Origin of the sequence: Paenibacillus sp. S02 (genome assembly GCF_019454065.1) — a bacterium.
Taxonomy (GTDB): Bacteria; Bacillota; Bacilli; order Paenibacillales; family Paenibacillaceae; genus Paenibacillus; species Paenibacillus polymyxa_B.
Genome location: NZ_CP073682.1, coordinates 4,885,322 through 4,903,343 on the forward strand (window position 1 = coordinate 4,885,322; position 18,022 = coordinate 4,903,343).

19 protein-coding genes are annotated in these 18,022 nt (G+C 45.9%); 7 read left to right on the forward strand and 12 right to left on the reverse strand.

Features of this window, described 5'->3' with window-relative positions; translation table 11 throughout:
• Nucleotide 1: 1 nt before the first annotated feature.
• The gene (trpS, locus tag KAI36_RS21730) at nucleotides 2-991 is read right to left on the reverse strand and encodes a tryptophan--tRNA ligase (RefSeq protein ID WP_023990202.1); all 990 of its coding nucleotides are present in this window, start codon (nucleotides 989-991) and stop codon (nucleotides 2-4) included.
• Nucleotides 992-1,444: 453 nt separating this feature from the next.
• Here trpS and KAI36_RS21735 point away from each other — a divergent pair, with 453 nt between their 5' ends.
• Both KAI36_RS21735 and KAI36_RS21740 read left to right on the forward strand, forming a co-directional pair.
• Complete coding sequence (locus KAI36_RS21735; RefSeq protein ID WP_220025994.1) at nucleotides 1,445-2,410, forward strand: aldose 1-epimerase; 966 nt, start codon at nucleotides 1,445-1,447, stop codon at nucleotides 2,408-2,410.
• A 90-nt stretch (nucleotides 2,411-2,500) separates the two neighbouring features.
• Nucleotides 2,501-2,737 (forward strand): alpha/beta-type small acid-soluble spore protein, encoded by a 237-nt coding sequence (locus tag KAI36_RS21740; protein WP_013311861.1) that lies wholly within the window; start codon nucleotides 2,501-2,503, stop codon nucleotides 2,735-2,737.
• A 123-nt stretch (nucleotides 2,738-2,860) separates the two neighbouring features.
• Here the strand turns inward: KAI36_RS21740 and KAI36_RS21745 are convergent, their stop codons facing one another.
• Both KAI36_RS21745 and KAI36_RS21750 read right to left on the reverse strand, forming a co-directional pair.
• Nucleotides 2,861-3,262 (reverse strand): O-methyltransferase, encoded by a 402-nt coding sequence (locus KAI36_RS21745; RefSeq protein WP_220025995.1) that lies wholly within the window; start codon nucleotides 3,260-3,262, stop codon nucleotides 2,861-2,863.
• A 262-nt stretch (nucleotides 3,263-3,524) separates the two neighbouring features.
• Entirely contained in the window at nucleotides 3,525-5,312 is a 1,788-nt protein-coding gene (locus tag KAI36_RS21750; protein WP_220025996.1) for a M3 family oligoendopeptidase, read from the reverse strand.
• Between the two features lie 97 nt (nucleotides 5,313-5,409).
• Between KAI36_RS21750 and KAI36_RS21755 the strand changes: the two genes are divergently transcribed.
• Nucleotides 5,410-5,580 (forward strand): YycC family protein, encoded by a 171-nt coding sequence (locus tag KAI36_RS21755; RefSeq protein ID WP_014277894.1) that lies wholly within the window; start codon nucleotides 5,410-5,412, stop codon nucleotides 5,578-5,580.
• The gene (locus tag KAI36_RS21760; RefSeq protein ID WP_023990206.1) at nucleotides 5,577-5,813 is read left to right on the forward strand and encodes a hypothetical protein; all 237 of its coding nucleotides are present in this window, start codon (nucleotides 5,577-5,579) and stop codon (nucleotides 5,811-5,813) included. Before KAI36_RS21755 ends, KAI36_RS21760 begins: the two co-directional genes overlap by 4 nt.
• 92 nt (nucleotides 5,814-5,905) lie before the next feature.
• On the opposite strand, the gene KAI36_RS21765 is transcribed toward KAI36_RS21760, so the two are convergent.
• On the reverse strand, nucleotides 5,906-6,616 hold the full coding sequence (locus tag KAI36_RS21765) for a DUF2225 domain-containing protein (protein WP_023990207.1): 711 nt from the start codon (nucleotides 6,614-6,616) through the stop codon (nucleotides 5,906-5,908).
• A 42-nt stretch (nucleotides 6,617-6,658) separates the two neighbouring features.
• Complete coding sequence (locus KAI36_RS21770; protein WP_023990208.1) at nucleotides 6,659-7,036, reverse strand: globin domain-containing protein; 378 nt, start codon at nucleotides 7,034-7,036, stop codon at nucleotides 6,659-6,661.
• Between the two features lie 412 nt (nucleotides 7,037-7,448).
• Between KAI36_RS21770 and ylbJ the strand changes: the two genes are divergently transcribed.
• Entirely contained in the window at nucleotides 7,449-8,747 is a 1,299-nt protein-coding gene (gene ylbJ, locus KAI36_RS21775) for a sporulation integral membrane protein YlbJ (RefSeq protein WP_220025997.1), read from the forward strand.
• Between the two features lie 66 nt (nucleotides 8,748-8,813).
• Complete coding sequence (locus KAI36_RS21780) at nucleotides 8,814-9,617, forward strand: NAD kinase (RefSeq protein ID WP_013372943.1); 804 nt, start codon at nucleotides 8,814-8,816, stop codon at nucleotides 9,615-9,617.
• A 58-nt stretch (nucleotides 9,618-9,675) separates the two neighbouring features.
• On the opposite strand, the gene KAI36_RS21785 is transcribed toward KAI36_RS21780, so the two are convergent.
• Together KAI36_RS21785 and lipA are read right to left on the reverse strand one after the other, a co-directional pair.
• Nucleotides 9,676-10,554, reverse strand: coding sequence for a YutD family protein (locus KAI36_RS21785; RefSeq protein ID WP_220025998.1), 879 nt, complete (start codon nucleotides 10,552-10,554; stop codon nucleotides 9,676-9,678).
• Between the two features lie 24 nt (nucleotides 10,555-10,578).
• The gene (lipA, locus tag KAI36_RS21790) at nucleotides 10,579-11,481 is read right to left on the reverse strand and encodes a lipoyl synthase (RefSeq protein WP_023990211.1); all 903 of its coding nucleotides are present in this window, start codon (nucleotides 11,479-11,481) and stop codon (nucleotides 10,579-10,581) included.
• Nucleotides 11,482-11,729: 248 nt separating this feature from the next.
• Here lipA and KAI36_RS21795 point away from each other — a divergent pair, with 248 nt between their 5' ends.
• Complete coding sequence (locus KAI36_RS21795; RefSeq protein WP_220025999.1) at nucleotides 11,730-12,836, forward strand: M23 family metallopeptidase; 1,107 nt, start codon at nucleotides 11,730-11,732, stop codon at nucleotides 12,834-12,836.
• A 47-nt stretch (nucleotides 12,837-12,883) separates the two neighbouring features.
• Here KAI36_RS21795 and yunB read toward each other — a convergent pair whose 3' ends face one another.
• From yunB to KAI36_RS21820, 5 genes are all read right to left on the reverse strand, one after another.
• The gene (gene yunB, locus KAI36_RS21800; protein WP_220026000.1) at nucleotides 12,884-13,693 is read right to left on the reverse strand and encodes a sporulation protein YunB; all 810 of its coding nucleotides are present in this window, start codon (nucleotides 13,691-13,693) and stop codon (nucleotides 12,884-12,886) included.
• Nucleotides 13,694-13,819: 126 nt separating this feature from the next.
• On the reverse strand, nucleotides 13,820-14,752 hold the full coding sequence (locus KAI36_RS21805) for an aldo/keto reductase (RefSeq protein WP_220026001.1): 933 nt from the start codon (nucleotides 14,750-14,752) through the stop codon (nucleotides 13,820-13,822).
• Between the two features lie 83 nt (nucleotides 14,753-14,835).
• Nucleotides 14,836-15,672 (reverse strand): carbohydrate ABC transporter permease, encoded by an 837-nt coding sequence (locus KAI36_RS21810; RefSeq protein WP_025723614.1) that lies wholly within the window; start codon nucleotides 15,670-15,672, stop codon nucleotides 14,836-14,838.
• A 2-nt stretch (nucleotides 15,673-15,674) separates the two neighbouring features.
• Nucleotides 15,675-16,577: a carbohydrate ABC transporter permease gene (locus tag KAI36_RS21815; protein WP_023990216.1), complete on the reverse strand. Its 903-nt coding sequence runs from the start codon at nucleotides 16,575-16,577 to the stop codon at nucleotides 15,675-15,677.
• 32 nt (nucleotides 16,578-16,609) lie between these two features.
• Nucleotides 16,610-17,974 (reverse strand): ABC transporter substrate-binding protein, encoded by a 1,365-nt coding sequence (locus KAI36_RS21820; protein ID WP_220026002.1) that lies wholly within the window; start codon nucleotides 17,972-17,974, stop codon nucleotides 16,610-16,612.
• Nucleotides 17,975-18,022: the final 48 nt, after the last annotated feature.

Here is an 18,022-nt window from a genome sequence, read left to right on the forward strand (position 1 = left end):
TTTAGCGTAGACGTGGCAGAAAGCCCATGCGCTCTTTGACCGCAGACAACGTGACTTCAGCCGCTTCTTGTGCGCGCTCTGCGGATTGGGCCAAAATACGTCCAATCTCACCAGATTCCCGGATATCGCGATAGCGCTGCTGAATCGGTTCAAGCATAGCTACAACGGTCTCTGCCAGTTCTTTTTTAAATGTTCCGTACATTTGACCTTCATAGCGATCCTGTACTTCTTGGAGCGACAAACCGGAACACTGGCTGTAGATGCCCATCAGATTACTAATTTCCGGTTTATTGGCTGGATCATATCTAACCTCACTGCCAGAATCGGTCGTAGCGCGGCTAATTTTCTTGCGTATGACTTTCGGTTCGTCCAGCAGGGCAATAAAGCTGCCTGCATTCGGATTGCTCTTACTCATTTTTTTAGATACATCATCCAGGGACATAATTCTCGCCCCTACTTCAGGGATATACGGTTCGGGAACAGTAAAATAATCTCCATAACGGTGATTAAAGCGACCCGCCAAATCGCGTGTCAGCTCCAAATGCTGTTTCTGATCGTCGCCTACCGGGACGAGATCCGCGTTGTAGAGCAAAATGTCAGCTGCCATCAACGATGGATATACGAACAGCCCTGCTCCTACGGAGTCCTTGCCTGCCGCTTTGTCCTTAAACTGAGTCATACGTTCCAATTCGCCCATATTCGTCAGTGTTGTCATCAACCATCCCAGCTCAGCGTGCTGAGGAACATGGGATTGTAAAAAGACATTGGATTTCTCCGGGTTAATACCTGCTGCGATAAATAATGCCGCTACCGCCTCCGACTGCTCACGTAATTGGGCCGGTTCCTGCGGTACGGTAATTGCATGAAGGTCTACGACCATAAAGTAACATTGATGATCCTCTTGCAATTTGACAAAGTTTTTCATTGCACCAATGTAATTGCCCAAAGTAAGTTGTCCGCTAGGCTGAATACCTGAAAGTACAGTTTTCATATTCTTCCTCCTCCGTTTATTTCAAAATTAGAACGCAAAAAGGCCCCGCATCCTCAAGGGACGCGAGACCGTGGTACCACCCTTATTCATTGCCGTCAGCCTATTACTTGTCGGAGCTATGCTCCGTGGCTGCCTGCAATCTTAAAGCTCCGTTAACGGGGAGCAATCGGCCGTCATACTGAGGACAGTAAAATCCTGTTCTGTGCGGCACTCCAAGGTCCATTCAGCAGTGCAGGCTCACCGGTTCCCATCCACCACCGGCTTTCTGAAGAGCTTATGCGAGAGCTTACTTGTCCTCATCATCGTGTTATCCATGTCATTACTTTCTAAACTACATTAATGATAATTCCGCATAATGTTATTGTCAAATGACGATTGTGCCCTACGATCAAAAATCTGTTATCATAATGACACGAAGCTTCAACCGATTATAGTGGACAAAGGAGCATGGATATGAAACAAGTGACCAAAGAACACTGGAACGGTTACGACACGTATGTTTTACATAGTGGTGAACTGGAAGTTACGATGATCCCTCGCCTCGGGAATAATATTATCTCAGTGCATGATCTGAAGCTCGACCGGGATATCGTACGTCGGCCTGGTGAGGAAGAATTGGCTTTCTATTTACAAAAGCCTTATCATTTTGGCTTGCCCATTTTGATTCCTCCAGGCCGAATTCGCAAAGGACAATTTGAGTTTGACGGTGTTCCTTATCAGTTCGACCGAAATACTGCCAATGACAATCATATACACGGTCTGCATCGTAATCAGTCCTGGCGCTGCAGTGATATTGAAGAGGATGAAGAAGGTTGCAGTGTTACTACTGAGCTTTTGACAGAAAGTGATCCGCACTGGATGGAACAGTTCCCCATTCCCTTGCGTCTGGAGATGACGTATCGCTTGCAGGGTGCTGTATTAAGTCAAACGCTGCGCGTAACCAATTTAGGTGAAAAAGCAGCCCCATTTGGCTTGGGATATCACACTTGGTTTATGGTGGACGGAGAACCTGAGCGCTGGCGCCTAAAGCTGCCTGTGAACGGCGTATATGAGCAGGATACTGAACAGCTACCTACAGGTATCATTACTTCGTTGAATGACTTGGAACAGCTCTCTTCGGGTCTTTCTCTGAAAGGAACAAATCTAGATACGCTGCTGCGGGCAACGGAAGGCCCTGCTGAAGCTCTTTTGACTCGTGACGACGGTTATCAAATCCGCTACACAGCAGATGAGCAATACTTTAAGTATTGGGTGTTATATACCAAAGGTGAATGCGATCAGTATCTTTGCATTGAGCCATATACATGGCTGTCGGATGCTCCCAATTTGCCTGATCCTGTTGAGGGAGGCGGACTGATCCGTCTGGAGCCTCAGCAATCCATCGACCTCAAAACTCAGATTCATATCATATATCCGTAATTTTCCTCTAGTCACTTTTCTTCCTTCGGCGCATATTTTCATAACTCTGTCGCATACTAACCTCATCACAGCCGAAGGAGGTGACTACACATGAATGAAGCTAATCAAGGCAGAAGCCGTCGCAGTAACAACCTAGTTGTTCCTCAAGCCAACAACGCGTTGCAACAATTGAAATATGAAGCTGCACAAGAGCTGGGCATCACCATTCCGGCAGATGGTTACTACGGTGACATGCCATCCCGTGAAGCTGGTTCTCTGGGAGGCTATATCACTAAACGCTTGGTACAGCTGGCCGAACAGCAATTATCAGGTCGTTCAGGTCAATAAGCGTCATTATTCCACATGAGCATTCCGTTCATCGTAATTTACCAAAATGCGTTATAACGGGCATATAACAAAGGCGGTCTTCCCTAGGAAGCCCGCCTTTTCTTTACTCTTTTTTATAAATGATTATTCCGAATTAGCCGCTCGATATGTAGGCTTGTTATAGCGGATCATGAGATTCGCCATGTTGTAGTTGGACTCCAGTGTTGCATCTACCAAAATCGTTCCTTGTCTGATGGCAAAATCAAAAGCAATCTCACCATGAGTCCAGCTACGCTTGTGATTTAGCGTTTCCAGGGCCATACGTCGAAAATCCTCCCTATGCTTTGCTGATAACCCCGGTTCTACTGCTGCAAATGTACCACCTTTGCCTGCAAGCGGATTATGCCGAATCCCAAATTTCCCAACTACGTTGTTACGTATTTGTACAAATACGATGCCTGACGACAAACCCGCCAGTTCATTATCCAGTTCTTTTAAAACGATATCCATCTGCCTCACTAAAGACAATTGACCTACTTCATCCATTACAAAAAACCCTCCTATATACCTTATATAAAAATATTTAATAGGTCTTATGGCTCAATTATATGCGAAGATTTTTAACCTTACAATCAAAACCAACATAATTGGGTATTTATAACTATTTTCTAAGTATATCCATCATTTTAAATTTCGCCAACAGGTAATGTTAATTACACTTCGACATTTTGCGACTTTGTTCATCATCTTCTGCAAAAATCACAAAAAAGGCCTCCCTTATGGGAGACCTTTCAAAAGTGTAAAACTGTTATTTTGTCATTTGTAAAAATTGCTCAATATCCTGAACAGTAACTTGCGCAGCATTACGCCAGAAGTCAGCCTGTGTTAAATCGGTACCTAAGTGCTTGGAAGCCAATTCTTCGACTGTCATGCGACCTGTATCACGCAGCAAAGCATCATATTGGTCGGCGAAGCCGTCAGGATTTTCCTTCGCAAAAGCGTAAATTCCTGCACTGAACATATACCCGAATGTGTACGGGAAGTTGTAGAAAGGAGTGTTCGTAATATAGAAATGCAGCTTGGATGCCCAAAAATGAGGATGAGCCTCATCCAGAATACCGCTAAACGCTTCACGCTGCGCTTGTTCCATCAACTCGCTTAATTGTTGTGCTCCTACGACTCCTTTTTTCCGCAGCTCGTAAAAACGGGTTTCAAACAGGAAACGGGCATGAATGTTCATAAAGAAGGCTACACCACGCTGAATTTTATCTTCCAGTAAAGCTACCTTGTCCTGACCCTCGGCAGCTTCCAGCAAAGCATCTGATACAATAAGTTCTGCCAGCGTCGATGCCGTCTCAGCCACGTTCATGGCATAATTCTGATTCAATGGATGCAATTCATTCATCACATGCTGATGATAACCGTGTCCGAGCTCATGGGCCAGTGTCGAAACATTGGATGGTGATCCGGCATAGGTCATAAAAATACGGGTCTCTTTGCTCAGACGCAGAGATGTACAGAAACCACCCGGACGTTTGCCTGGACGATCTTCTGCTTCAATCCAGCTTTTCTCAAAAGCCATTTGGGCAAAGTCAGCCATTCTCGAGCTAAATTTACCAAATTGCTCAACAATCGTTACAGCAGCATCGTCGTAAGGGATTTTAGTGGTTGACGTCCCCAGCGGAGCTTCAACGTCATGCCAGGACAGCTTCTCTAAGCCCAGCAGCTTTGCTTTCCGCTCCAAGTATTTGACTACAATAGGCTTTGTTTCATTAATAACCTGCCACATCGTATCCAGCGTTTGTGCAGACATACGGCTGATTTCCAGCGGTTCCTTAAGCACATCTGTCCAGCCTCGTTTTTCATATAGCTTCAGACGGAAGCCTGCCAAATGATTCAATGTATCCGCGCAATAGTCCTCTACCTGAGTCCATGCCTCTTCCCAACGTGCAAACACGTCTTTACGTACGCTGCGATCTGCTTCATCCAGTTTATTAGCTGCCTGACCTACAGACAGGTTTACGATCTTGCCATTTTCTGGCACAGGGATCGTCATATTTTTGACAATGGTATCATAAAAGTCGCCCCAGCCATGGTAGCCATCCACTGCCAGATCCAATGCAAGGCTTTCCATCTCAGGAGCCATTTTTTCACGTGCTTCGTTCCGATATTCGGTCAAGACAAAAGAAATCGGCTGGATAGCTTCGCGCTCCATCCATTTCTGCCAAATGTCTTCACTGGTTTGTGCCAGCAAGTTCTGGAAAGATACTAAAGCACTTTTCCCTTGGGCATACAGTGTATTGACACGCGCCCCCAGTTGAACAGCCAGCTTGTCGTGCTGGTTTTGAGCAGTTAGACAAGAGACAAAGGAACCCGCCTGCGACGCGCCATTAAACAGCTCCTGTATGCTATTCAGTACACTATCCAGACGCTCGGTATCCAATACCGTTTGTGGTACTTTGGCTGCTTTAAGCTGAGCTTGCAGTTGTTGGACCTTGCTTTCCATTTCTTCCAAAAATGCAAGAAATGAGGCAGAGGAAGATCCTCCGCTAAAAATAGATTCCAGATCCCATGTTTGCTTTAACGGTGTTTTCATAATAGTTCCACCTTTCTTTTTTGGCGAATTCATGTGGTTTCATATACAATAAAGCTACATCGTGATAGTAAATCACTACAATTGGGAGGAAAACAGGATGAGACCCTTACAAATTTCGCCGGAAACGGCTGTGAAATTATCCGAAAAGCTCGGCATTCCGCTGGAACACCTTATGCATACACCCCAGCACATTTTGATGCAAAAGCTGGCCGAACTGGCTAAAGAAGAAACCGCTGACCCGAACGGCGGAGAATCGGACAAATCATGATCCCTTTTCATAAAACCTGGCCTTATGACATCGTCATGGGAGACGTTTATGTACAGTCTTGTCCGTTTTGCGACCATGATAATGTTTTGCTGCCCCTGAAGCCAAAAGAACTTAAGCTCATACACGAAGGTATGAAAAAGCTGCTTGTGTTTCCATGCTGCCATAACAAGGTTACTTTAGTGGATTGTGATGACGATTATTTGCTGTCAGATACCACATTGCGTCATCATTAATTCATGAAGCAGTTGTAAGATAAGATAACCCGTTTTACAAACAAGGTGTGAACCATGAGCCTAAATCGGCCATAGTGCACACCTTTATTTCTTCAGGAGGAGCTTGCGTCTTGCATTTCCTCCGGCAGTTGGTAATTTTTAGCCAGCATTTGTTCTCGCAGTACAGACCACTGCTCACGGGAAGCCCGGATCATGGCTGCATCCATAATCTTTTTGTCATTAATGACACGCGAAAACCAGCGTACCGCTTCGTTAAAGTTGCCTGTACGTCGATGCAATTCACCAATCAGATAAAGCAGTTTGGCATTATTCGCCCCGACACCCTCCAGCTCGTAGACCCGCACATAAGAATCCAGACTAAATTTGAGAAATCGAAGCTCCTGCTCCTCATTTCCCTGGTATCTGTACATCCAAGCGATATGCTGTAATAGACTAGCTACTACGCGTTCCTTTTCTCCGATGACCTGGGCACAGAGTAAACCCAGTTTATACGTTTCTAATGCCTCTTCCCAGCTACGATGCCCGCCATATTCGCGAGACTGCCAGCGATTACCGATTTTATCCTTAAATATCTTGGTTTGCTGTTCGCTTAACTGAACGGTAGAGTGCTCTGTCGAGGTAAATCCACAATGAGGACAGACCCTTACGACATAAAAATCCGGATTTTCATTCTTATAATAAGCACAAAAATCTGAATCCGTACGAATGGCCTTCTTTAGGCTTGGTCTGACACGGGATGTCTGAAATTCTTCTTCGCAATGTGGGCAAATGATTTTGATCTGATATAACGGTTCAAGTTCCAATGTTTTTACAACCCTCTCCAAAATTCGGCAATCCCCGAAAGCTTACGGGGTATTTACAAAATGATGCGCAGGACCAGACAAACGGTTAAGTATGATTGAACGAAGCGGCTCCTCAATGCCCGTATCCGTTAACGCACCTGCCATACAAGACAACCATGCCTCTGCTCGCTCCTCCGTTACGGGAAACTTCATATGTCTGGCACGTAACATCGGATGACCATATGCATCAGAAAAAAGGGACGGTCCTCCAAAAAACTGACTCAGGAACATATACTGCTTTTCCTTAACCGGTTCCATGTCTTTAGGAAACAGGGGACTTAACAACGGATCTTTATAAACTCTCGGGTAGAAGGCCTCAATAATAGCACGAACACCTTCCGCACCCCCAAGGTTGTCATAAATGCTCAGGCTAGGATTCACTTTTCCTCCAACTTTCTGTGCTATGGTAATAAATATACACCCGTATTATAACAAAAAACAAAAAATGACGCTAAAAATAAGCGTCATTTTATCAATTTAACATATGAAGAGGGTGTGCTTCATTGCACACAGCTTCGTCATTCTATAAATACAACTAATAACTCCGCCAATCCTCTTCACCGGGATGGACGAGAGAGGCACGAATAACATACACAAAAGCACATACGAACAGACCGGCAACGATACTCATCCTGATCACTCCATCCTTAAGGTTATGGATCGTTGTTTTCCTATTTTAACATACTATTTACAAAAATACAGCATTAGGTGTAACCGTTTTCTTTGATTTTTTTGTACTCTTTGTCCATCCCCGACATAGGTATATTAGTACAACTCCAAAGGAGGGGCCTCTATGTCGCTATACCGTCGTTACTCGCTTCCTCTGCTCATCCTTACACTGCTATTCCTATTTATACTTATGGCTGTATACCCGCAATCTTCTCTGAATGCCGGGCTTCGGGGGCTTGCCATCTGGTGGGACGTGCTGTTTCCGTCTTTATTCCCGTTTTTCGTTATTTCCGAGCTTCTCCTCGGTTTCGGAATTGTTCATTTCATAGGTGCGCTGTTGGATCCGCTGATGCAGCCTCTATTCCGTGTACCTGGCTGTGGGGGTTTTGTAGCTGCGGTCAGCTGTGCATCCGGTTACCCGATTGGAGCTAAACTAACAGCCAAGCTGTGGGAGCAAAAATGGATCACACGCATTGAAGGAGAGCGTTTGGTCGCGTTTACCACTTCCTCTGATCCGATATTTTTGATCGGTGCGGTTTCCGTTGGCTTCTTCCATCAACCAGAAATTGCACTCGTACTGGGCGCGGCCCATTATGGTGGCGTGCTCATCATCGGGCTGCTTATGCGCTTCCACGGTTCCCGTTCAGGAGAAACAGATACTCGCAACGACCGCCCTCAACCTACTCAAAAAGCCTGGTCGAAGTCCAAGAATACAAAAGTAGCAGGCCGCAATAGGCAGCCTGGACCCCTACGCCAAGCATTATATGCCATGCATACAGCTCGTTTGGAAGATGGTCGCCCATTGGGTGAGTTACTTCGTCAGGCGATTACTTCCTCCCTACGCCTTATTATTGTCGTAGGAGGGCTAGTTGTATTCTTCTGCGTCATTTTAGAAGCTTTGACGAACTCTGGTTTAATGAGCGGGCTTCATCTGCTTACGGCAAGCCTATTGACTGCATGTGGTCTTCCTCCTACGTTAACGGAGTCCATTGTGGGTGGTATTTTCGAAGTCACTTTAGGAGCGCAAGCCGCAGGTAAAGCCACGGCAGCGGCGTTACCATTCAAGGTAGCCGCAGCCGCTTTTGTTCTCTCCTGGGGCGGGCTGTCGGTTCATGCGCAGGTTGCAAGTATTTTAAATATGACGGATCTTCGTTATTTGCCATTTTTGTTGGCCCGGGCTGCGCATGGCATTATCTCAGCACTACTAGCTCTCGTGTTATGGCGACCTCTTATGGGACAGGGAAGCTCTCCAGTCTTTTCTCCGATATACGACATCGCGTGGTCTCCTGGCTTCTCGTCCGTCATGTTGTTGCAAAGTCTGCTGTTTCTTGCCTTTATACTGGCTGGAATGCTTAGTCTCTCATGGTTGAGTGTGGGTACAAGTCGCTTATATGTACGTTTGAGAAGAACACACAGGCAATGAACGATTGTGTTCTTGCTCATAATTGATTATGATCGATATATACCCATGACAAAGGAGCTTTTCATCTTGAGATATTATGTTCTGGATCGCGGGGATCAGCACTCCATGGACTTGAGTCAGCAATTTCACCGTCTTGCCCAAGAAAAGAATTTCAAGCTGGATGCCGAATCGCCGGAAATCGTCGTGTCTATTGGAGGCGATGGTACGATGCTTCATGCGTTTCATACCTTCATCGACCGCATTCCGGATATTGCCTTTGTTGGTGTACATACCGGTCATCTAGGCTTTTACGCTGATTGGCGTGCGGACGAGCTGGAGGAGCTAATCCACCTGATGAGCCAAAGCGGATCTGAAGGACCGCTTAACCCGAGAATCGTTAAGTATCCACTGATTGAGTTGGAAATTCACAAGAAGTCAGGCAATGCTTCTTTTATTGCCTTGAATGAGTTTACGTTAAAAGGGGTGGATGGCACTGTCGTTGCCCAAGTAGATATTAATGATATCACCTTTGAAATGTTTCGCGGTGACGGTATATGTGTTTCTACCCCCTCAGGAACGACCGCATATAATAAAGCACTTGGCGGAGCTATGGTTCACCCCACCATTGAAGCATTGCAATTGACTGAGATCGCTTCCATTAATAACCGCGTGTATCGGACACTGGGATCGCCATTGCTACTGCCAAAACATCATCATTGTGATATTTTTTCACGGAAAGATCAGCGTCTCTTATTGACAGTAGATCATCTCAACTTTCCTGTAGATGACTTAATCTCTGTTCGATGTCAGGTCGCAAGTCAGAAGATCAGCTTCGCTCGTTACCGTCCTTTCCCATTTTGGGATCGAGTACGCAACGCTTTTCTTAATTAGCATCTGCAAAAGAGCCGACTATGGCTCTTTTTTTATAAACAAAACGGCCCCTGAAAATTCAGGAACCGTTTTGTTGTGGAGCTGTAAATGATTTATTCTTTTTACTACCCTCAGCTCTTTCGGCTTTAGCAGCTGGCTGGGTCTGACGCTGGCTCTCAGGTTCACGAGAGACACGAACTTGCCGTCCCTCCCGATTTTCCTTTGGTTGACGCTCATAGCGTGGGCCACGCGATTCCTTTTTATCGAAACTCCCTTGCTGATTGCGCTGTCTACGTGGTTCCCGGGCTTGCTGCCCTTCACCCAGATTGCGTCCATCCTTTGCTTCACGTGGCTCACGCTGCCGATTTCCTTCACGTCCTTCTCTGGATGGACGACTTTCGCGAGCTTCACGCGGCTGTCGCTCACGTACTTCCTGGGCATCCTTCGGTTCCCGACGTTGCAACTCGCGTGTTTCCCGGGATTCTCGAGGCTGCTCCACTCGCGATTCCTCCGTAGCTGTGGAATCCTGCTCTGGTTGCGGCCACTCCTGTTCTCCAGCTGTATGTTGCAATACTTCTTGCTGCTCTTCGGGTTCTAGCGTTCCCGCTTGTTCCCTTTGAGCATCTACCAACTGCTGAATATCTGGAGCAATGATTTCATCATTAACGCCGTTTTTATTAACCACTTCACGGCTTTTTTGCAACACAAAATAGGCACAGCCAAAATTGCAGTATTCATTAATGTAATCGTCTAGTACCACTATAGATGTATCCTTATTTGCTTTGGGATGACCGTCTCGATAAAAGCCCTTCAGACGGAGCTGATTGTAACCCCAATCACCAATAATGTAATCATAGCGATCCAGCACTTCACTATACCGATCACGAAACGCTTCGGGATTCCACCCGTTCTTGTGATCCTGCAACAATTCATAGTTTTTACCACCGATTTGAAACAAGCTATTCTGACCGCCTTTCCCGGATCAAGCCTGCGAAAGGGCGCCTTCTTCCTTATGCTGAGCAGCTGACTTCACCTGCTCATGCGCTTGGTAGGAGCTGCGGACCAACGGTCCAGATTCAACGTGGCTGAATCCCCGCTGTAATCCCTCTTCCTTTAACTTCGCAAAATCTTCCGGTGGATAATATTTTTGCACATATAAATGTTTCTCGGACGGCTGCAAATATTGACCAATTGTCATAATGTCACAATCGACTTTACGCAGATCATCCATGGTTTGTAAGATCTCGTCCCACTCTTCCCCGACACCTAGCATGATGCTTGATTTCGTTGGAATAGCCGGATTTAATTGCTTCGCACGTTGAAGCAGCTCCAGAGAGCGACGGTATTTCGCTTTAGCCCGAACCTTGTCGGACATGCGCTCCACCGTTTCAATATTATGATTCAGAATATCTGGTTTGGCATCCATGACGATTCGCAGCGATTCAATATCGCCCATAAAATCGGGAATCAATACTTCTACACTGCAAAAAGGTAACCGGCGGCGAATCGCACGAACCGTTTCTGCAAATATAGTAGCACCCCCATCTTTCAAATCGTCGCGAGCCACACTGGTTACGACACAGTGCTTCAAATTCATGTTTTCAGCCGCTTCAGCGACGCGTTCAGGCTCCTGCAAGTCCAGTTCCGTAGGCATTCCCGTATTTACTGCGCAAAAACGACACGCACGCGTACAAGTATCACCCAAAATCATAAATGTAGCTGTCCTATTGGCCCAGCATTCATATATATTAGGACATCGTGCCTCCTCACATACGGTATGTAATGTCTTGGAACGCATCATGCTCTTGATTTCCTGATAGTTATCGCCTGTCGTAAGTTTAATACGAATCCAGTCGGGCTTAGCTTCCTTCACTTTTCTAGACAATGGCATAGACCTTCTTTCTGATAAGCTTAAGCTGTCATTGCCATACATTATAACATGAAAGCCATGGAAAAACCTCCATTCATTGTTCCCTTTTTGATATGACATTGATGCCGGAAAAAGTAAACTCTTTACATGGATAAAAGCGGCGGATATGGCTCAATCTAAACAAAAGCGCCCTATTCACGCTATTGAATACGGGGCCTAGAATTTACCGGGCGATTAAGCCCTTCTATAGGAGGTCGGTTCACGTGCCATACCCTACGCGGACAGCCCGAGCTGTTCGTTTGTTATCGCTGCTGTTATGCGCTACTACACTGACAACGGCCTGTCCGCTTCCTGCCCATGCCTTTGCCAATCACTTACAGTCCTCGTCCGCCAGAAGCAGCCTGACCGCAAATGTAGATGCTTCACATGTTCAGTCTTCGTCGTATACGTCCAGGCTGGCTCTATATCATTCCATCGAAGCCTTGACTGGAGTTCCTTGGTACAGGCTGGCCGCCATCGACCAGTATGAACGCACACTTACAGTGGCCCATCCCAGGGATCGGAAGCATGCGGAACGAATCATAGGTATTTTCATCACGGGACCAGTCTGGTCCGGCCTGATGAACCCTGATTCGGAGGATCAAAATGCGCGTTCCATTGAACTATTTTCCGGGCTGGGACAAGACGGTTCGGGTGATGGAATCGCTGACCGTAATAATGACAAGGATCTGCTATTCAGCATCGCATCTTATCTCGGAAAGTATGGAAACAACGAGGATGAATTTGGTATTGCCGTTTGGGAATATTACCATAACAGCCGCGCAGTTCAAAGAGTTCAGCAGTTTGCCAAGCTGTATCGGACGTATGGCAAGCTGGATCTGGTCAATCAAGCCTTCCCTCTTCCTTTAGGCAGCATTTATAGCTACCGCAGCACATGGGGAAGCCGTCGCAGCTGGGGCGGTTACCGTATACATGAAGGAACTGATCTGTTTGCTGGCTATGGAGTTCCAGTTCGCAGTACCTGCTACGGTGTAGTTGAAATGAAGGGCTGGAATCCCTTCGGAGGATGGCGAATCGGAATCCGAGATCTCAACAACCGCTATCACTACTATGCGCATCTTTCCGGCTTTGACAAAACCGTCCACAACGGAGACATCGTTACACCCGGTCAGACGGTTGGCTGGGTCGGAAGCTCAGGCTATGGAAAACCCGGTACCCAAGGTAAGTTTCCACCGCATCTGCACTATGGTATATATCGGGACAATGGCTGGGCAGATTGGTCCTTTGACCCGTATCCGTTATTAAGACAGTGGGAGCAGTCCGAACGCAAAGCGCTCAAAACAGGAAAAACAAAAGGGACCTCCTCATAGGGCCCCTTTTGTTTTTCCTGAGCGTCTCACGTCAGTCCCCCTCTGCTCTATGGCGTTGGGGACTGACTGGAGGAGTTTGGATCTTCCTGTGCCTCTGGAACACTTTCTATGCTGGAATCTATAGCGCCGCTACTCTCTATGGAATGGGGAGGCAGCGCCAACTGCGGAGCAGCTGCACCATTTTTACCCACTGGTTTCCCCTGATTGTCATAGTAGTACATCGGAACGTTGCCCACCACCAGCAAATAAGAAACTGGGATTTCCGTCTCCACAATCTGAGGTTGCATCTCAAACGGTATAACCACAGACACTTCCGTCGTAATCCGAATATACACTTCAACCAAGATCATGTTTATGCCCGCATCCTGTTGACGCGTATTTAAATCCACCTTGATCGCTCCATGCGGCTCCACCTTTAGGGGGACCGTTGGTCCATAAGCTGCCAACAGCGGACTGCCCAATGCCTGACCAATCGGAACACTCTCATCAAAATGGCTCATGCTGTCCATCGTTGCCTTGACTGCTTTAAGCGTGTCTGACGTAATTCTCATATGCTCCGCATAATTCAGAACAAAGCCAGAGGTTCTTCCTTGTGCATCCGTTCTCCATTCGATCAAATTATCAGCCGTCTTCCCCTGTTCTACCTGTGCTGTAATTGCTGAATTAATAGCCTCCGTCGCCATTTGTTTCACCCGCACTTTTGCCAGGTGCATCATGGGCGGCTTCAAATGCTGCTCCACATAAGCAGCCATCTGTATGATCCCTACCAGCAGCGCCAGTGCCACAATCAAAAATACTCTACGTCTGCCGCGTCGCCTTCTGTTGGGCGCGCTGTGCCATTGCGGTCTTCTCATCATCCGATCCCCCCGCAGCGTTGGACTTACCCTACAAGGATATGCAAGGGAGGGACGAAAAAGAAGCCGCCCGTCCGGCAGCTTCTCTAGATGGAATACATATACAATTGCAAATTTCAGGTGCACTTATTATTTGAATATATGGTCAATCTTTTCGATATCAGCCTGACTCAATTGGACATTTAGCGTCTTCAGATTCGCCAGCACCTGCTCCGGCCCCTTCGCCCCTGGAATGAGGGCATCAATCGAATCGCGGGTCAAATACCATGCGAGTACAACATGAGCAACCTCTGCATTCAACGCATTGGCAATCTCCCGTACCTGCTCCACTTTGTCCAAATTACGAGCAAATGCATCTCCCTGAAACAATGGATTTTTTGCTCTGATGTCTGTGAAGGTCATGTCCTTCGTATACTTACCACCCAGCAATCCTGAAGCTAGCGGGAAATAAGGCACAAACGAAATGCCATTTTCATTGGTATAAGGCAGCAGATCCTTCTCAGCTTCCCGTTGAAACAAATTATATTGGGATTGGAGCACATCTACATAACCGTCGCTATTCGCATCCTTAAGTTGTTCAATGGAAAAGTTAGATACGCCAATAGCCTTGATTTTGCCTTCGTCCTTAAGCTTCTTCAATTCTCCGACTGCTTCTGCCTTCGGCGTAGCTTCGTCCGGGAAATGGATATAAAACAGATCGATATAATCGGTCTGTAATCTTTTCAGGCTGGATTCAACGGATTCACGTAAAAAAGCAGGCGAGTTGTCAAAAACGACCTCTCCGTTCACAAATTTGTGTGCACCCTTCGTGGCAATCACAGCTTTATCACGCTGACCACGCTCTTTCAATACCTCACCAATCAACCGTTCCGAGTGCTCAGGTCCATAAATAAAAGCCGTATCCAGAAAATTGATGCCGTTGTCCAAAGCCGTGCGAACAACTTCTTTACCCGTTTCATCATTCAAACCGGAAAAGAGATTATGTCCTCCCACCTTATTTGCACCCAAACCGATTGGTTTTACATATAGATCTGTTTTGCCAATACGCACTTGCTCTGCCAATTCACGTCATCTCCTTTTCGAAAGTTACTTCCATTTTAATATTAAATTCCAAAAAAAGCAAAGTGCGTACCTGGCAGTTGTCCTCATCCTTTAATCCCCGTCAAGGCAATCCCTTCCATAAAATACTTCTGTCCTATGGCAAACAGTATAATAGCAGGTAAGACAACAATTAAAGAAGCGGCCATCAAAACGCCCCATTGAGCCGAATATATTCCCTGAAATTGCTGCAGCCCAATCGCCAACGTAAATTTGCTCTCATCATTAAGGTAAACCAGCGGCCCCATAAAATCATTCCATGTATTCAAAAACGTAAACAATCCAATGACCAAAATCGCCGACCTCGACAAAGGCAAAATAATACGGGTGAAAATCGTAAAATGATTGCCTCCATCCACAAATACAGCTTCATCCAGTTCTCGCGGTAGAGTCATGTAGAATTGTCTTAGCAAAAAAATATTAAAAACGCCTCCACCAAAAAAAGAAGGTAATACCAATGGAACGTACGAATTAACCATGCCTAATGCCTGCCAACCAATAAATGACGGAATCAGCGTGACTGCAAACGGCAGCATCATGCTGCTTAATAACAAGGCAAATACCTTATCTCTTCCCTTCCATCTCATTCGCGCAAAGCTATAGGCAGAAATGGTACTCGACAGAAGTACACCCGCCAAAGTACCCGCTACGACGATAAATGTATTCACAAAATAGCGCCCAAAGGATAACTCTTCAAACGGCTGTAAAAAATTCTCGAATACAAAAGGCTCTGGAATCCATTTCGGCGGGATCAAAAAAATCTGACTTAAATCCATCATGGAGCTTCGCACCAGCCAGTAAAAAGGAAACATACAAAACAGTGAGCCTACTATGAGAATTGTGTAGAGCAAAACCCTGCTCCAACTCCAACCGCGTTTTTTCATGTTCATGCCCCCCCGCCTTCGTAATACACCCATTTTCGGGCCGTCTTGAACAGAAAGGCAGTGAATACCAAAACGACAATAAAGAGCACCCAAGCAATAGCACAGGCATAACCCATATTCGAAAAAGTAAATGCCTCGCGGAACAAATAAAAGGTATAAAACAAGCTGGAGTTATTGGGTCCACCCTGAGTCATGACGTAAGGTTGAACAAACACTTGAAACCCACCGATGAAGCCCATAATCGTATTAAAAAAAATAGTGGGAGATGTCAATGGAATTGTAATATACATAAGCTTATGAAGAGCGTTTCCACCGTCAATTTCAATGGCTTCATAATAATGTCTAGGTATATCTTGCAAGCCTGCCAGAAAAATAATCATGGTTCCTCCAACGGTCCACAAACTCATTAAAACCAGAGTAGGAACTACCGACCCTTCGCTATAGATCCACTGACTTTCAGGCAAATGCAGCGCACGCAGCACTACATTTAGCAAGCCAAGATCCGGATCAAACAGCCACATCCAGATCATAGACGATGCTATGAGTGGCACAATGGTAGGGAGATAGAAAACAGTCCTGAAAAAAGCCAGACCTTTTACCTTTTGATTAAGTAATATCGCCAAAAAGAAAGCTACAATAATTTGCAGGGGCACACTCAGGAACACATAATAAAACGTAACCCCGAGTGATTTATAAAAAAATTGATCCGTACCGTCAAATAAGTGGACGTAATTATCCAGACCGATAAAATGGGCCTGTGAAGCAACCTTGTAATCGGTAAGACTGAACCAGAGACTAGCGATCATCGGTCCCAGAACAAAAATGACAAAGCCGAGAATAGCAGGGGCGGCAAAAAGCCACCCCAACCAATTTTCCTTCTTACGAATAGAAGATAATGATTGCATTCTATCCCTCTCTTTCTGTCAAAACACTCACCCTATTCTTTTGGATACGTCCCTTTAAATTCCGCGTTGGCCTTTGTGGAGACCTCCTTAAATGCTTGCTCCACCGTTTTCTTGCCCAGCCATACCTGATCTAGCGCCGGGTTAATGATGGCATTGATTTTTTCCGAGTTTTTCAGATAATAGTCGTAAGAATTGACACCGTTATTCAGCGTTTGGTTCATGACAGCATCACGGTAACCATCGGCATGACCTGGTTTGACATCGGCCCATTTGCTAATCAAGTCTGGTTCGGTGTACCACTTTTTCATGACAGGCATCCACAATCCGCTGGAATGCATGTCAAGTCCGCTTTCAGCATCCAGCAAGAATTTATAAAACATCCATGCTTCTTTAGGATGTTTGGTTTTGGCAGAAATCACTTCCGGTTCGCCAAACAGGATCGTTTTGCTGCTCTTCAGCTTGGGTAATACGCCTACACCAAAATTCACCTTCGATTCTCCAAGATCCAATTGAACCCACTGTCCATCCAGATCCATCGCTACACGCTTACTTTGTAGTGCTACGGCCGGGGAAGGTATATTTTTGGACTGCGTTGGCGACGGTGCCACATGGTAAACGTTGATCAGATCAGCCATTTTCTGAACAGCTTCAATCACATCAGGGCTCTCAAGATTAAGCGAGTCCCCTTTGTCTGAAATGACACTTGCGTTATTGGAAGGCACAAGCAAATGCCACATCCATGTATCAAACCGAACTCCATACTGTTTAATGTTACTTGAATCGAAATTGGGACTGAGCGCATTATTTCCCGCTTTATCAATGGTGAGCTTTTGTGCTGTCTCTAAAAACTGCTCCCATGTCCAAGCCTCCTCAGCCTTTACTGGCGGCAAAGCAACACCAGCCTCATCAAACAAATCTTTATTGTAATAAAGCGCGAAAGCTTCCTCCGTTACCTTGACCCCAGCCACCTTGTCCTTATCCCAATAGATGACTGAATTAGGAATAAGACTTTCCTTCGTCAGCTCCTTATCCTCCTTCAAAAATTCATTTAAATTATATAGTTTGCCTTGTTCAGCCCATTGCAGAGCCTGTGCTTTATAAATGGGAAATACATCGGGTGCCTGATTGGCAGCAAACATCGTCGTTAATTTGGTTACGTAATCTCCGGGGATATGCATATAGTTGATTTTGATCCACGGATATTTCTCTGTAAATTTTTTAGCGATTTCCTGCTGAACCTTCTTTTCATTGGTGCTACCCCAACTGGCATAGGTCAGTGTCACTTGCTCGTGACCCTGCAAATCAACTGGTTTGCTGCTGCTCTCATTTGAACTACAGGCTGACATAAGCCCAACGATCAAGCACATGCAGACGATCCATAACTTTCGTTTTAACATGAGTAACGCCCCCAAACCGGTTATTTTTTTATCTTTTCGTTTGTTGCT